At 72.0% G+C, this 14475-nt stretch carries 13 protein-coding genes; 8 read left to right on the forward strand and 5 right to left on the reverse strand.

Translation table 11 applies throughout. The features are described from left to right. The 5 genes from ACZ7DY_RS05835 to ACZ7DY_RS05855 all read right to left on the reverse strand — a co-directional run bounded on the left by ACZ7DY_RS05835 (position 1) and on the right by ACZ7DY_RS05855 (position 7008). Positions 1 to 1092, reverse strand: coding sequence for a 2-oxoacid:ferredoxin oxidoreductase subunit beta (locus ACZ7DY_RS05835; protein WP_471130619.1), 1092 nt, complete (start codon positions 1090 to 1092; stop codon positions 1 to 3). Continuing rightward, a complete protein-coding gene (locus ACZ7DY_RS05840) occupies positions 1085 to 3016 on the reverse strand; it encodes a 2-oxoacid:acceptor oxidoreductase subunit alpha (RefSeq protein ID WP_471130622.1) in 1932 nt (643 codons plus the stop codon). Before ACZ7DY_RS05840 ends, ACZ7DY_RS05835 begins: the two co-directional genes overlap by 8 nt. Positions 3017 to 3332: 316 nt before the next feature. Continuing rightward, complete coding sequence (locus tag ACZ7DY_RS05845) at positions 3333 to 3992, reverse strand: response regulator transcription factor (RefSeq protein ID WP_471132330.1); 660 nt, start codon at positions 3990 to 3992, stop codon at positions 3333 to 3335. A gap of 228 nt (positions 3993 to 4220) precedes the next feature. Next, positions 4221 to 5588: a sensor histidine kinase gene (locus ACZ7DY_RS05850; RefSeq protein ID WP_471130625.1), complete on the reverse strand. Its 1368-nt coding sequence runs from the start codon at positions 5586 to 5588 to the stop codon at positions 4221 to 4223. 196 nt (positions 5589 to 5784) lie between these two features. Further along, positions 5785 to 7008, reverse strand: a complete 1224-nt coding sequence (locus ACZ7DY_RS05855; RefSeq protein ID WP_471130627.1) for a sensor histidine kinase — start codon at positions 7006 to 7008, stop codon at positions 5785 to 5787. A gap of 253 nt (positions 7009 to 7261) precedes the next feature. Here ACZ7DY_RS05855 and ACZ7DY_RS05860 point away from each other — a divergent pair, with 253 nt between their 5' ends. From ACZ7DY_RS05860 to ACZ7DY_RS05895, 8 genes are read left to right on the forward strand one after another with little or no spacing between them, the layout of a single operon-like run. After that, positions 7262 to 7651 carry an NADH-quinone oxidoreductase subunit A gene (locus ACZ7DY_RS05860; protein WP_471130631.1) on the forward strand — a complete coding sequence of 130 codons (390 nt, stop codon included), beginning with the start codon at positions 7262 to 7264 and terminating at the stop codon, positions 7649 to 7651. Then, positions 7642 to 8262 carry an NADH-quinone oxidoreductase subunit B gene (locus tag ACZ7DY_RS05865; protein ID WP_471130634.1) on the forward strand — a complete coding sequence of 207 codons (621 nt, stop codon included), beginning with the start codon at positions 7642 to 7644 and terminating at the stop codon, positions 8260 to 8262. The genes ACZ7DY_RS05860 and ACZ7DY_RS05865 overlap by 10 nt, the downstream gene beginning before the upstream one ends. Beyond that, positions 8259 to 9863, forward strand: coding sequence for an NADH-quinone oxidoreductase subunit C (locus ACZ7DY_RS05870; protein WP_471130636.1), 1605 nt, complete (start codon positions 8259 to 8261; stop codon positions 9861 to 9863). The genes ACZ7DY_RS05865 and ACZ7DY_RS05870 overlap by 4 nt, the downstream gene beginning before the upstream one ends. Beyond that, positions 9860 to 10828, forward strand: a complete 969-nt coding sequence (locus ACZ7DY_RS05875; RefSeq protein ID WP_471130638.1) for a complex I subunit 1/NuoH family protein — start codon at positions 9860 to 9862, stop codon at positions 10826 to 10828. Before ACZ7DY_RS05870 ends, ACZ7DY_RS05875 begins: the two co-directional genes overlap by 4 nt. Continuing rightward, positions 10828 to 11457, forward strand: a complete 630-nt coding sequence (locus ACZ7DY_RS05880; RefSeq protein WP_471130640.1) for a NuoI/complex I 23 kDa subunit family protein — start codon at positions 10828 to 10830, stop codon at positions 11455 to 11457. Before ACZ7DY_RS05875 ends, ACZ7DY_RS05880 begins: the two co-directional genes overlap by 1 nt. Then, the gene (locus ACZ7DY_RS05885; protein WP_471130643.1) at positions 11454 to 12029 is read left to right on the forward strand and encodes an NADH-quinone oxidoreductase subunit J family protein; all 576 of its coding nucleotides are present in this window, start codon (positions 11454 to 11456) and stop codon (positions 12027 to 12029) included. Before ACZ7DY_RS05880 ends, ACZ7DY_RS05885 begins: the two co-directional genes overlap by 4 nt. Further along, complete coding sequence (gene nuoK / locus ACZ7DY_RS05890) at positions 12029 to 12466, forward strand: NADH-quinone oxidoreductase subunit NuoK (protein WP_471130645.1); 438 nt, start codon at positions 12029 to 12031, stop codon at positions 12464 to 12466. Before ACZ7DY_RS05885 ends, nuoK begins: the two co-directional genes overlap by 1 nt. Beyond that, on the forward strand, positions 12463 to 14472 hold the full coding sequence (locus ACZ7DY_RS05895) for an NADH-quinone oxidoreductase subunit 5 family protein (protein ID WP_471130648.1): 2010 nt from the start codon (positions 12463 to 12465) through the stop codon (positions 14470 to 14472). Before nuoK ends, ACZ7DY_RS05895 begins: the two co-directional genes overlap by 4 nt. Positions 14473 to 14475 lie beyond the last annotated feature (3 nt).

A 14475-nucleotide genomic window follows, 5' to 3' on the forward strand; every position in this document is an offset into this window, starting at 1 on the left:
TTAGCCGACGACCGTCCAGGTGTCCTTGCCCGCGAGGAGCGCGGCGAGGTCGCCCTTGCCGTCCCTCTCGATGGCGCTGTCGAGCTGGTCGGCCATGAGCGTGTCGTAGACCGGGCGTTCGACGTCGCGGAAGACGCCGATCGGGGTGTGGTGCAGGGTGTCCGGGTCGGCGAGCCGGGAGAGCGCGAACGCCGTGGTCGGCGACGTGGAGTGCGCGTCGTGGACCAGGATGTCGGACTCGTTCTCCGGCGTGACGGCGACGACCTTGAGGTCACCCGTCGCCGCGTCGCGCACGACGCCCTTCGCCCCCTCGGCACCGAAGCGGATCGGCTCCCCGTGCTCCAGACGGATCACCGCCTCCTCGGCCTGCTGCTTGTCCTTCAGGACCTCGAAGGCGCCGTCGTTGAAGATGTTGCAGTTCTGGTAGATCTCCACCAGCGCGGTGCCGGGGTGGTCGGCCGCCGCGCGCAGCACCGAGGTGAGGTGCTTGCGGTCGGAGTCCACCGTCCGGGCCACGAACGACGCCTCGGCGCCGATCGCCAGCGAGACCGGATTGAAGGGGGCGTCCAGGGAGCCCATCGGCGTCGACTTGGTGATCTTGCCGACCTCGGAGGTCGGGCTGTACTGCCCCTTGGTGAGGCCGTAGATCCGGTTGTTGAACAGCAGGATCTTCAGGTTCACGTTGCGGCGCAGGGCGTGGATGAGGTGGTTGCCGCCGATCGACAGGGCGTCGCCGTCCCCGGTCACCACCCACACGCTCAGGTCCCGCCGCGAGGAGGCGAGTCCGGTGGCGATGGCCGGGGCGCGCCCGTGGATGGAGTGCATCCCGTAGGTGTTCATGTAGTACGGGAAGCGGGAGGAGCAGCCGATGCCCGAGACGAAGACGATGTTCTCCTTCGCCAGACCCAGCTCGGGCATGAAGCCCTGCACGGCGGCCAGCACGGCGTAGTCACCGCAGCCGGGGCACCAGCGCACCTCCTGGTCGGACTTGAAGTCCTTCATGGACTGCTGGGCCTCGGCCTTGGGCACGAGGGAGAGCGCCTCGATCGTGCTTTTGGCCCCCGTGGGTCCGGCCGCTTTCGTGTCAGCCATCGATGGCCTCCTTGAGAGCCGTGGCGAGCTGCTCGGCCTTGAACGGCATTCCGTTGACCTGGTTGTACGAGACGGCGTCCACGAGATACTTCGCGCGGACCAGCGTGGCGAGCTGGCCGAGGTTCATCTCGGGGATCACCACCTTGTCGTAACGCGCGAGGACCTCGCCCAGATTCCGCGGGAACGGGTTGAGGTGGCGCAGATGGGCCTGCGCGATGGACTCGCCCGCGGTGCGCAGCCGGCGGACCGCCGCCGTGATCGGGCCGTACGTCGAACCCCACCCGAGGACGAGCGTGTCGGCGTCGCCGGTCACGTCGTCGACCTCCAGGTCGGGCACCTCGATGCCGTCGACCTTGGCCTGCCGGGTGCGGACCATGAAGTCGTGGTTGGCCGGGTCGTAGGAGATGTTGCCCGTGCCGTCCTGCTTCTCGATGCCGCCGATGCGGTGCTCGAGGCCCGGGGTGCCCGGGATCGCCCAGGGGCGGGCCAGCGTCTGCGGGTCGCGCTTGTACGGCCAGAAGGCCTCGGTGCCGTCGGCCTCGGTGTGGTTGGGTCCGGAGGCGAACTGGACCCGCAGGTCGGGCAGTTCGTCCACCTCGGGGATGCGCCAGGGCTCCGAGCCGTTGGCCAGATAGCCGTCGGAGAGCAGGAACACCGGCGTCCGGTACGTCACCGCGATCCGGGCCGCCTCAAGGGCCGCGTCGAAACAGTCGGCCGGTGTCCTCGGCGCCACGATCGGGACCGGCGCCTCGCCGTTGCGCCCGTACATCGCCTGGAGCAGGTCCGCCTGCTCGGTCTTGGTCGGCAGGCCCGTGCTCGGGCCGCCGCGCTGGATGTCGACGATCAGGAGCGGCAGTTCGAGGCTGACGGCCAGGCCGATGGTCTCCGACTTCAGCGCCACGCCCGGGCCGGACGTCGTCGTCACCGCGAGGGACCCGCCGAACGCCGCGCCCAGCGCCGCGCCGATGCCCGCGATCTCGTCCTCGGCCTGGAAGGTACGCACGCCGAAGTTCTTGTGCCGGGACAGCTCGTGCAGGATGTCCGAGGCCGGGGTGATGGGGTACGAGCCCAGGTACAGCGGCAGGTCGGCCTGGCGCCCCGCCGCGATCAGGCCGTACGAGAGCGCCAGGTTCCCCGAGATGTTCCGGTAGGTGCCCGCCGTGAACGCCTGGGAGGCGGGGGCCACTTCGTAGGAGACCGCGAAGTCCTCGGTGGTCTCGCCGAAGTTCCAGCCGGCGTGGAACGCCGCGATGTTCGCCTCGGCGATCTCCGGACGCTTGGCGAACTTGGTCCGCAGGAACTTCTCGGTCCCCTCGGTCGGCCGGTGGTACATCCAGGAGAGCAGGCCGAGCGCGAACATGTTCTTGCTGCGGCCCGCGTCCTTGCGCGAGAGGTCGAAGTCCTTCAGGGCCTCCACGGTCAGCGTGGTCAGCGGCACCGGGTGCACGCTGTAGCCGTCCAGGGAGCCGTCCTCAAGCGGCGAGGTGGCGTAACCCACCTTCTGCATCGCGCGCTTGGAGAACTCGTCGGTGTTGACGATGACCTCGGCGCCGCGCGGCACGTCGCCGATGTTCGCCTTCAGCGCCGCCGGGTTCATCGCCACCAGCACGTTCGGCGCGTCGCCCGGCGTCAGGATGTCGTGGTCGGCGAAGTGCAGCTGAAAGGAGGACACGCCCGGGAGTGTCCCGGCGGGCGCCCGGATCTCGGCGGGGAAGTTCGGCAGCGTCGACAGGTCGTTGCCGAAGGACGCCGTCTCCGAGGTGAAGCGGTCACCCGTGAGCTGCATCCCGTCACCGGAGTCACCCGCGAAACGGATGATCACCCGGTCCAGACGGCGCACATCTTTGTCACCCGCAGGCTTGCGTTGCTCCCCGACGACTGCTCCGTCGGCCTGCTCGGCTTGGCTACTGACCTGGCTGGTCACTGAACTGGACCTCCCTCGAGGCGACTGAGCGGAATCGCCGGGACGGCCGACGATCCCAAGGTCCACCCTACGTCTGTAAGGGGCGCCTTCCTGGGGTTGTTCGCATGGTGGATGCACTTATGAGACACCGTGTTGCACTGATTTGCCATGGTTTGCCTCGCCCCCGGCCCTTCCTGGATGATGCTCCCCGCTCATCCTTTGGTTCTAGGACTTGCCTCTGGCCGCACATGGTCGGTCGTGACGCTCGGTGATCGCCCCTGATCCCGCTGTTGCGGGACCCTCATCCCCGGGCGCTGTCTGACAGGGTGTCAGTCGATCAGGAGTTGAGGTAGGTGAGGACCGCGAGCACCCGGCGGTGATCCCCGTCACTCTGAGCCAGGCCGAGCTTCATGAAGATGTTGCTCACGTGCTTCTCCACGGCGCCGTCGCTCACCACGAGCTGGCGGGCGACCGCCGAGTTCGTCCGGCCCTCGGCCATCAGGCCGAGCACCTCGCGTTCGCGCGGGGTCAGCCCCGCGAGCACGTCCTGTTTACGGCTGCGCCCAAGGAGCTGCGCCACGACCTCGGGGTCGAGCGCCGTGCCGCCCTCCGCGACCCGCACCACCGCGTCCACGAACTCCCGCACCTCGGCGACCCGGTCCTTGAGCAGATAGCCCACGCCCCGGCTCGACCCGGCGAGCAGCTCGGTGGCGTACTGCTCCTCCACGTACTGCGAAAGGACCAGGACCCCGAGGTCCGGGTGCTGATGACGGAGATACACCGCGGCGCGCACGCCCTCGTCGGTGTGGGTCGGCGGCATCCGCACGTCGGCGACGACCACGTCCGGCAGCGAGTCCTGCGCCGCGAGGTCGGTGATCGTCTTGATCAGCGCCTCCGCGTCCCCCACTCCGGCGACCACGTCGTGCCCGCGGTCGGTCAGCAGCCGGGTCAGGCCCTCCCGAAGCAGCACTGAATCCTCGGCGATGACCACCCGCACTTTGTCCTCCACTTTTCTGGCCCCCCGGCACTTTTCTGTTCCCCCCGCGCGCTCGCACGGCCCGGGCAGGACCGACGACGTCCGTCGGCCGAACACCCGGCACCTCAGTATCGCGCGATCCACGGCCGGCCACCGGTCTGCCCCCGAGACTGTTGCGGGGGTTATTGGGGGTTGTCGCGCGCGGGAGGTGCTGCTAGGAGGCCGGTCCGGGGTGTGGGGCCGGGACGGTCAGGCCTTGCGCCACGGCAGTTCCGCCGTGACCGTCGTCGGGCCGCCCGCCGGCGAGTCGACGACCAGGATCCCGTCGACCGCGCCGAGCCGCTCGGCGAGCCCGGCCAGGCCGGAGCCGGCCGAGACGTCGGCACCGCCCCTGCCGTCGTCGGTGACCTGGAGCATCAGCCGGTCCTCGGCCCGCCAGACGTCGACGCCCGCGGCCCGGGCACCGCTGTGCTTGCTGATGTTCTGCAGCAGCTCGGAGACCGTGAAGTACGCGATGCCCTCGATGGCCGCCGCCGGGCGGCTCGACAGGTCCACCTCGACCTGGACCGGCACCGTGCAGCGCGCGGCCAGCGAGGAGAGGGCGGCGTCGAGACCGCGGTCGGTGAGGACGGCGGGGTGGATGCCGCGGGCCAGGTCGCGCAGCTCCTGGAGGGCCACCTTCACCTCGCCGTGCGCCTCGTCCACCATGCGCGCCGCGGCCTGCGGGTCCTCGGCCAGCTTCTCCTTCGCGAGCCCCAGGTCCATGGCGAGGGCGACGAGGCGGGCCTGGGCGCCGTCGTGCAGGTCGCGTTCGATGCGGCGCAGGTCGGCGGCGGCGGTGTCGACGACGATGCCCCGGTCCGACTCCAGCTCGACCACGCGGGTCGCGAGCCGCGAAGGGCCGAGCAGCCCGTACACCATCACCCGGTCCACCGTCGTGAGCGCCCGCAGGATCCACGGCGTGGCCAACGTGATGAGCAGGCCGGTCGCCGCGGTGAGCCCGATCTCGAAGGGGTTGTCGAGGTAGATGCGGTGGCCGTCGTCGGCGTAGAGCTGGATGCCGTCCTGGCCGCCGTACATGGGGAAGAGCCAGAACCACAGCGGGTACGTGAGCATCGCCCAGCCGTACGCCCAGAACACGATGCCCACCGTGAACGAGAAGAGCGACCACGGCAGCATCAGCAGCGAGTACAGCAGGTGCCGCCAGGAGGCACCGCTCTTCAGCATGGCCCCCATGAGGGCCAGCAGACCGCCGCTCTCGGGGCGCAGCCGCTCCGGCGCCGCGACATCGAGACCGAGCAGCCCGCGCGCCCGCGTCCGCTCCAGGGCGCCGATGCCGCGGCAGCCGGCCAGGCCGGCCGCGAGCACCGGGATGCCGATGAAGGTGATCAGCAGCCCCACGCCGAGCGAGAGCGAGACGACGGCGAAGACGAAGGACGTGATGCCGATGGGCAGGTTCAGCATCGTGTAGGCGAACTCCCGCCACGTGCGGGCCTCGAACGGGGCGCGCAGTGCGGCGGGCAGGCGGTGCCGCCGCCGCTCCTCGACGTCCGTACCCCGGAAATCCGGCCGGTCCATGTACCCGTACCCCTGTCCGTAATCCGTGTCCGTGGCCATCGCTGTCCGTTTCCGTTTTCGCGTCGGTGGCGTGGCTCGCCGTGTGTCGCTTGCCGACTGGTCGCTGGTCGCTGGTCGTCTGTCGCGTCCCGCCGCCGTCGGCGCTCGACGCCCTCTGGTTGCCGTGGTTCAAGACTCGCCGGTGCGGCGGATCCGGACCATGGAGTGGGTCGGCGTCTTCGACCGGGGGTTTTCCCTACCTCCGGGGGAGGGGGCCGGCGGCAGGCCGGGAGGGGGAGCCGGACGCGCCGTCCGCCGAGCGGTCCCGCCACGGCAGCTCCGCCGTGACCGTCGTGGGACCGCCCACCGGCGAGTCGATCACGAAGAGGCCGTCCACCGCGCCGAGCCGGTCCGCGAGCCCCGCCATGCCCGTGCCGCCGTCGAGCCGCGCCCCGCCGCGCCCGTCGTCCCACACCTGGATCAGCAGCCGGTCCTCCGACCGCCACACCTCGACCGAGGCCGACTTGGCGCCGCTGTGCTTGCTGATGTTCTGCAGCAGCTCGGAGACGGTGAAGTACGCGATGCCCTCGATGGCGGCCGCCGGGCGCGTCGGCAGGTCGGCGGTCACCTTCACCGGCACCGTGCAGCGCGAGGCGACCGAGGAGAGCGCGGCGTTCAGGCCGCGGTCGGTGAGGACGGCGGGGTGGATGCCGCGGGCCAGGTCGCGCAGCTCCTGGAGGGCGAGCTTCACCTCGCCGTGCGCCTCGTCGACCATCGAGGCCGCGGCGTCCGGGTCCTCCAGGAGCTTCTCCTTGGCGAGACCGAGACCCATGGCGAGGGCGACGAGGCGGGCCTGGGCGCCGTCGTGCAGGTCGCGTTCGATGCGGCGCAGGTCGGCGGCGGCGGTGTCCACGACCACCCCGCGGTCGGACTCCAGTTCGGCGATGCGCCGTTCCAACTCGTCGGAGGGGGAGAGCAGTCCGCGCACCATCGCCCGGTCGGCGTTGGTGAGCAGCCGCGCGATGAACGGCAGCACCGGCCAGAGCACGAAGAGCCCCGTCACCGTGACGGCGAAGGTGAGCACGCCCCAGGGCAGCCGGATGAAGGCGTACAGCATGGTGCGCCAGCCCACCGGGTCCTTCAGGCTCGCCCACACCCGGCCGAAGAAATTCTGCCCGCGGTGGCCCGGCATCGGGCTCGGCTCGTCCACATGCACGCCGAGCAGCTTCCGGGCCCGCGCCCGTTCGGCCCTGCCGAGGAGGCGCGCGCCGAGGAGCCCCAGCGCGAGCACCGGAAAGCCGACCACCGTCACCGTCAGGCCGGCGCCCACCGCAAGGACGGACACCGCGTAGACGAAGCCGACGATCCCCAGCGGCAGGTTCACCAGGAGGTGGGCGATCTCCTTCCAGGTGTGCCGGTCGTAGGCGAAACGCGCGGGCGGCGGCCGGTCGTCGTGCGAAGGCATGGTGCGTGCGGTCATACGCGCCAGAGTGCCCGGCCCGGCGCCGCGGCGCCATGAGGGCGGCCGCCCCGGCACCCGGGGGATAACCCCACCTCGCCGCCTCACCGGCTCCGCGGCACGGCGCCGTGCCCTGACGGATGCGTGACGCTCTGCTTACCGAACCTTTAGCAGGCCCTAGACTCCCGTGCGTACAGATCGTCGAACGGTCAGGTCAAGGACGGCCCGGCCGGGGACGGCCAGGTCAAGGACGGTCAGGGAGTGAGGGACTGACGTGCACGTGACGAGCGTCGCGGCCGGCTACCACCAGTCGTACTCCGTCGTCGGGCTGCTCGCCGTCGTGGGCGTGCTGTTCGTCGCCGTGGCCTTCGGCGCGGGGCGCCTGCTGCGCCCGGTGGTGCCGACCCCCGAGAAACTTCTGACGTACGAGTGCGGCGTCGACCCGGTCGGCGAGGGCTGGGCCCACACCCAGGTCCGCTACTACGTCTACGCGTTCCTCTACGTGATCTTCGCCGTCGACTCGATCTTCCTCTTCCCCTGGGCGACGGTCTTCGCCGCGCGCGGCTACGGCGCGACGACGCTCGTGGAGATGTTCATCTTCCTCGGCTTCCTCGCCGTGGGCCTGCTGTACGCATACAAGAAGGGCGTCCTTACATGGACGTGAGTGCCGTGCCCCCCGAACCCGTGGACCTTCCGGAGCCGAAGAGGCTTGGCGTGCTCTCCCGCCTCGCCCCCGAGCCGATGAAGGTGGTCCTCAACTGGGGCCGCCGCTACTCGCTCTGGGTCTTCAACTTCGGCCTCGCCTGCTGCGCCATCGAGTTCATCGCCGCGTCCATGGCGCGCCACGACTTCATCCGGCTCGGCGTCATCCCCTTCGCGCCGGGCCCGCGCCAGGCCGACCTCATGGTCGTCTCCGGCACGGTCACGGACAAGATGGCGCCCGCGGTGAAGCGCCTCTACGAACAGATGCCCGAGCCGAAGTACGTCATCTCCTTCGGCGCCTGCTCGAACTGCGGCGGCCCGTACTGGGACTCGTACTCCGTCACCAAGGGCGTCGACCAGATCATCCCCGTCGACGTGTACGTCCCCGGGTGCCCGCCCCGGCCCGAGGCGCTGCTCCAGGGCATCCTCAAGCTCCAGGAGAAGATCGCGCGCGAGTCGCTGGGCGAGCGGTACGGGAACGGCGCGCGGCCCTCGACGGCCGCACTGCGCAGCGGCCTGGTCCAGGCCCCGACTCCGGGGTCGGCTCCGGGCGGGGGAGAGGGGGAGCGGTGACCGGCTGGCTGCCGAGCCCCGTCGAGGAGCTCTTCGGCGCGGAGGCGACGGCCGAGGAGTCGTACGACGTACTCACCGTCGACGTCCCCGCCGCCACGTGGACCACCGCCCTCGAAACCGCCCGCACCACGCTGGCCTGCACGTACTTCGACTGGCTCAGCGCGGTCGACGAGCCGGGCACGGGCTTTCGGATCTGCGCCCACGTCGTGGCGCTCTCGCCCGTACGCCGGCTCATGCTCCGCACGACCGTCGCGCACGAGGCACCGGTGCTTGCCTCCGCCGTCGACGTCTACGCGGGCGCGGCCTGGCACGAGCGCGAGACGCACGAGATGTTCGGCGTGACCTTCGAGGGGCACCCCGGGCTGACCCCGCTGCTCCTGCCCGAGAACTTCGAGGGCCACCCCCTCCGCAAGGACTTCGTGCTCGCGGCCCGCGTCGCGAAGGCGTGGCCCGGCGCCAAGGAGCCGGGGGAGTCCGAGCACGGCGGCCCGAAACGCCGCCAGATGCTGCCCCCCGGCGTCCCCGACCCGAACGAATGGGGCCCCCTCAAGGGACAGCTCCCCGCGGCCCCGGCCCGCCCCGCCCGCGGCGCGGGCCGCACGGCGACCCCCACCCGCGGCGCGGCCCGCGCGGCGGCGACGTCCGGCGACCGGCCGGCCCGCCGCACCCGCACGGCGGGCGAGGGCTCCGTATCCCAGCCGACGTCTGCCCCGGATGCGACATCGACCACGGCGGGCGAGGGCTCCGCATCCCAGCGGACGCCCGCCCCGGACACCGCGGCGGCGTCCGGTGAGCGCCCGGCCCGCCGCACTCGCACGGCGAGCGAGGGCTCCGCATCCCAGTCGGCGCCAGCCCCGGACACGACACCCGGCACGGCGGGCCTGGGCCCCGCGTCCCAGCGGACGCCCGCCCCGGACACCGCGGCGGCGTCCGGTGAGCGCCCGGCCCGCCGCACTCGCACGGCGAGCGAGGGCTCCGCATCCCAGTCGGCGCCAGCCCCGGACACGACACCCGGCACGGCGGGCCAGGGCTCGGCATCCCAGCGGACGCCTGCCCCGGACACGACGACCGAGCCCCCCGCCCCCCCGACGACTCCCGCCCCGCCGGGTACCCCCGCCCCCGCAACGGGCCGCCCCCCGAGACGCTCCCGAAGCGTGACCCAGGGCTCCGCATCCCAGCGGACGGCCGCGGAGGCGGAGCCTCAGGGTGGATCGGGGGCGAAGGCTCAGGGCGAACCGGAGGCGCAGCCTCAGACCGGACCGGAAGCGAAGGCCCAGGCCGGACCGGAAGTGACTCCTCAGGCCGGTTCGGAGGCGAAGCCTCGGGTTGCGCCCGAGGGGGCAACCGAAACGGCGCCTGAAGGCGCGACCGGAGGCGCGCCCAAGGCTGCCCCGGCGGCGAAGCCCGCCAAGCCGACGCCTCGGCGCAGCTCCGACGCCCCGTGGCACCACGCCCGCCCCGCATTCGACACCCCGGAAGAGAAGCGACAGCCGGAAGGGGACGGACAGGCAGACCCGCAGGCGGAGGCCGCCGACGTTACCCAGGCACCCCCGCCCCCCAAGACCCCCGAAAACGGCGAACGCCCAGGAGGCACCGAGTGAACGACGCCCTCGACGTCGCCCTGCGCCTCGTCATCGTCTTCGCCGTCTTCCTGGTCCTACCCCTCGTCGTCGGCCAGAGCGAGCACAAGGTGATGGCCCACATGCAGGGCCGCCTCGGCCCCATGCACGCGGGTGGGTTCCACGGCTGGGCTCAACTCGTCGCCGACGGCGTGAAGTTCGCCCAGAAGGAAGACGTCGTCCCGGCCGAGGCCGACCGGCGCGTCTTCCAGCTGGCCCCCGCGGTCGCCCTCCTGCCGTACCTCCTGGTCCTGATCGCGATCCCGGTCGGCCCCGGCGAGGGCGCGGTCGGCGAGGTCGTCGACGCGGGGATCTTCTTCGTGCTCGCCGTGATGGGCATCGGCGTACTCGGCTCGCTCATGGCCGGCTGGGCCAGTGCCAACAAGTTCTCCCTCCTCGGCGGCCTCCGCACCGCCGCCCAGCTCCTCGCGTACGAACTCCCGATGCTGCTCGCCGCCGCCTCGGTCGCCATGGCCGCCGGCACGGTTTCGCTGCCCGGCATCGTCGACGCCTTCGAGTGGTGGTGGCTGCCCTGGCAGATCGTCGGCGCGCTCGTGTTCTTCGTCGCGGGGCTCGCCGAACTCCAGCGCCCGCCCTTCGACATGCCGGTCGCCGACTCCGAGATCATCTTCGGCGCCTACACCGAGTACACCGGGCTGCGCTTCGCCCTCTTCCTCCTCGCCGAGTACGCCGGAATCGTCGTCCTGTGCGGCCTGACCACCGTCCTGTTCCTGGGCGGCTGGCACGGTCCGTGGGGGGCCGACGGTCTCGGCTGGGTCTGGACCCTGCTCAAGACGGCCGTCCTCGCCTTCGTCGTCATCTGGCTGCGCGTGTCCTACCCCCGTCTCCGCGAGGACCAGCTCCAGAAGCTCTCCTGGACCCTCCTCGTCCCGCTCGCCCTCGCGCAGATCGCGCTCACCGGAATCGTGAAGGTGGCGATCAACTGATGCCCCCGGTCCCAGGGTCAGGCCTCGCCAAGGGCCTCGCCGTCACCCTCCGCACGATGACGAAGAAGACCGTCACCGAGCAGTACCCGGAGCACCAGCCCGAACTGCCGCCCCGCACCCGGGGCGTCATCGGTCTCTTCGAGGAGAACTGCACGGTCTGCATGCTGTGCGCCCGCGAGTGCCCCGACTGGTGCATCTACATCGACTCCCACAAGGAGACGGTCCCGCCCGCCGCCCCCGGCGGCCGCGAGCGCAGCCGGAACGTCCTCGACCGCTTCGCCATCGACTTCGCCCTCTGCATGTACTGCGGCATCTGCATCGAGGTCTGCCCCTTCGACGCGCTGTTCTGGTCCCCGGAGTTCGAGTACGCCGAGACCGACATCCATGAACTCACCCACGAGCGCGACAAGCTCCGCGAGTGGATGTGGACGGTCCCTGCCCCGCCCGCCCTGGACGCCGGCGCCGAGGACCCGAAGGAACTCGCCGCCGCCCGCAAGACCGCGGAGAAGCTGGCCGCCGCCGAGGCAGCCGCCGTCCCTCCGGAGCCCCCGGCCACCACTCCCCGGCCCCCGGCCACCACTCCCGAGCCGCCGGCCGCCGGGCCCGAGGCGAAGGGCGGCCAGTCGTGACCAGCGCCGCCGCGACGGCCGGCTTCCTCTCCCCGACCGGCGTCGAGATCGCCTTCCTGCTCGTCGGGCTCGTCACGCTCGGCGCGGCCGTCATCACCGTCACCACCAGGCAGCTGGTGCACGCCGCGCTGTGGCTGGTCGTGGCGCTCGGCGGGCTCGCCGTCGAGTACCTCCTGCTGACCGCCGAGTTCATCGCCTGGGTGCAGGTCCTCATCTACGTCGGTTCCGTGGTCGTCCTCCTCCTCTTCGGGCTGATGCTGACCAGGGCGCCCATCGGCCGCTCCCCGGACGCCGACTCGGGCAACCGGCCGGTCGCGCTCGCGGTGGCCCTCGCCGCTGCCGCCGCCCTGGTCTGGGTCGTCGTGGACGCCTTCCGCACCACGGTGATCGACCTGGACGGCGCCGCCCAGGGCTCCACCGACGTGACCGGATCGATCCTCTTCCGGCACTGGGTGCTCCCCTTCGAGGCGCTCTCCGTCCTCCTGCTCGCCGCCCTCGTCGGCGCGATCGTCCTGTCCCGCAAGAACACCGCCCAGGACCGGGCCGCCCAGGACCGGGAGGAGAACCGCTGATGCACCTCCATCTCGCCTATCCCGCCGTACTCGCCGTCCTCCTCTTCTGCGTCGGCCTCTACGGAGTGCTCGCCCGCCGCAACGCGATCCTGGTCCTGATGTCCGTCGAGCTGATGCTCAACGCCGTCAACCTCAACCTGGTCGCCTTCGACGTCTGGCTCCGCGACCCCCTCCACGCCGGCCAGGCCCTGACCCTCTTCACCATCGCCATCGCCGCCGCCGAGATCGGCATCGGCCTCGCGATCGTCCTGGCCGTCTACCGCAACCGCGGCAGCTCCGCCGTCGACGACCTCCGCGACACCGCCGAAGGCCCCGACGGAACCGGCCCCGACGGCCCCGGCGGAGACGACGCCGAGGGCGCTGCCGCCGACGAGCCCGGCGCGGCCCACCGGCCCCAGACGTCTCAGAAGTCGCAGAAGGCTGAGGCCACCGCGTGACCACGACCACCCTCGCCGTCCTCGTCCCCCTCCTGCCGTTCCTGGGCGCGGCCGCGGGCCTCCTGCTCGGCCGCCGCGTCCCCGGTCTCGTACGGCCCCTCGCGGTGCTGCCCACGCTGACGGCTCTGCTGCTCGCCGTCACCGTGGCCGTCCGCCAGGGCGGTGGCACCGGTGGCGGCCAGGCCTCCCTCGACGCCGCCACCGAACTCACCCCGACCGGCTCGGTCCCCATCGAACTCGCCCTGCACATCGACGGCTTCGCCGCCCTCGTCGCCGTCCTGGTCGGCGTCGTCGCCTCCTGCGTGCAGATCTACTCGACGGGCTACCTCCGCGAGGACCCGCGCTACCCCTCGTACGCCGCTCTCGTCTCCCTCTTCACCTCCGCGATGCTGCTCGTCGTCTACTCCGGCGACCTGATGGTGCTGCTGGTCGGCTGGGAGGTCATGGGCATCTGCTCGTACTTCCTCGTCGGCCACTACTGGGAGACGCCCGAGGCGCGCGCCGCCTCCCTGAAGGCGTTCCTCGTCACCAAGCTCGGCGATGTCCCCTTCCTGATCGGCCTGTTCGCGCTCGCCGCCGACACCGGCTCCTTCCGCATCACGACGATCCTCGCGAAGGTCGCGGACGGCGGTCTCGACCACCCGACGCTGATCGCCCTGCTGCTGCTCGCGGGCGTGGCGGGCAAGTCCGCGCAGTTCCCGCTGCACACCTGGCTGCCCGACGCGATGGCCGGCCCCACGCCGGTCTCCGCGCTGATCCACGCCGCGACGATGGTCGCCGCCGGTGTCTACTTCGTGGCCCGGCTCCTTCCCGTCTTCGCCGCCTCCGGTGCGGCCCTGGTCGTCCTCGCTGTCATGGCCGCCGTCACGATGGCCGGCTCAGCCCTCGCCGCGCTCGCCCAGGACGACATCAAGCGCGTCCTCGCGTACTCGACGATCGGCCAGCTCGGCTACATGACCGGCGCCCTCGCCGTCGGCGACCGCGGGGCCGCCGTCTTCCACCTCCTGTCGCACGGCGCCTTCAAGGCGCTGCTGTTCCTCGCGGCCGGCGTGATCATCCACGCCGCCGGCACCAACTCGCTGGCCGCCATGTCCCGCATGAAGGGCCTGCGCGACCGCATCCCCGACGCCTACTGGACGATGACCGTGGCGCTCCTCGCGCTCGCCGCGATCCCGCCGTTCAGCGGCTTCTTCTCCAAGGAGGCGGTGCTCGGCGCCGCCGAGCACACGGCCACGGGCCACGCGGAGTCCGTGCCGGCCGCGGCGGGCTGGATCGTCCTCGTCGCCGGTCTGCTCACCGCCCTCCTCACCGCCGCCTACGCGACGCGCCTGTGGCTCCTCGCCTTCAACGGAACGGGCGCCGAGGCCCCCGACCACGGCAGGCAGCCCGTCACCATGACGGCCGTGCTCTGGGTGCTCGCCGTCCCCTCGCTCGCCTTCGGACTCGCCGTCGGCGTCCTGCCGGACTGGTTCGACGGCCACTCGCTCACGCCGACCTTCACCACCTCGGTCCTCGGGACCGGCCTCGCGCTCGTCGGCGGCCTGGTCACCTACGGCGCGTGGCGGCACACCACGGCGCTCACCGCCCGGGTCCCGATGGGCGCGGTCGCCGCGGACACGGGTGGCGACGCCGGACTGGTCGAGGCGGAGGCGATCGCGTCCCACGCCCCCGCGTACGGGAACGTCGCGTCGGCCCCGGACCCGGCGGACCCCGGCCGGCTGCTGCTCGGCCCCCTGCACCGGCACGCTGCCGTCGGCTTCCACCTCGACACCGTCTACGCCGCCCTGTTCGTGCGTCCCGTCCGGGCCGCGGCGGGTCTCGTCCGCTTCCTCGACCGCGAGGTCGTCGAGACGTACGTACGCGGCGCGGGCGCGGTGCCCCGCTGGCTGGGCGCGGCCGTCCGCCGCGCGCAGACCGGCAACGTCCAGACCTATCTGAGCGCGCTGCTCGCAGGCACGGTCGTCCTGGCCGTCGCCGCCGTCCTCGTCGCCACCGCCGGAGCGTGAGCA

This window comes from Streptomyces sp. NPDC037013, assembly GCF_055607265.1.

Bases quoted from the DNA above. Each gene is read 5' to 3' on its own strand.
- ACZ7DY_RS05855 (WP_471130627.1), bottom strand. From the start codon at position 7,008: ATGACCGCACGCACCATGCCTTCGCACGACGACCGGCCGCCGCCCGCG.
- ACZ7DY_RS05835 (WP_471130619.1), bottom strand. From the start codon at position 1,092: ATGGCTGACACGAAAGCGGCCGGACCCACGGGGGCCAAAAGCACGATC.
- ACZ7DY_RS05850 (WP_471130625.1), bottom strand. From the start codon at position 5,588: ATGGCCACGGACACGGATTACGGACAGGGGTACGGGTACATGGACCGG.
- ACZ7DY_RS05880 (WP_471130640.1), top strand. From the start codon at position 10,828: ATGCCCCCGGTCCCAGGGTCAGGCCTCGCCAAGGGCCTCGCCGTCACC.
- ACZ7DY_RS05865 (WP_471130634.1), top strand. From the start codon at position 7,642: ATGGACGTGAGTGCCGTGCCCCCCGAACCCGTGGACCTTCCGGAGCCG.
- nuoK (WP_471130645.1), top strand. From the start codon at position 12,029: ATGCACCTCCATCTCGCCTATCCCGCCGTACTCGCCGTCCTCCTCTTC.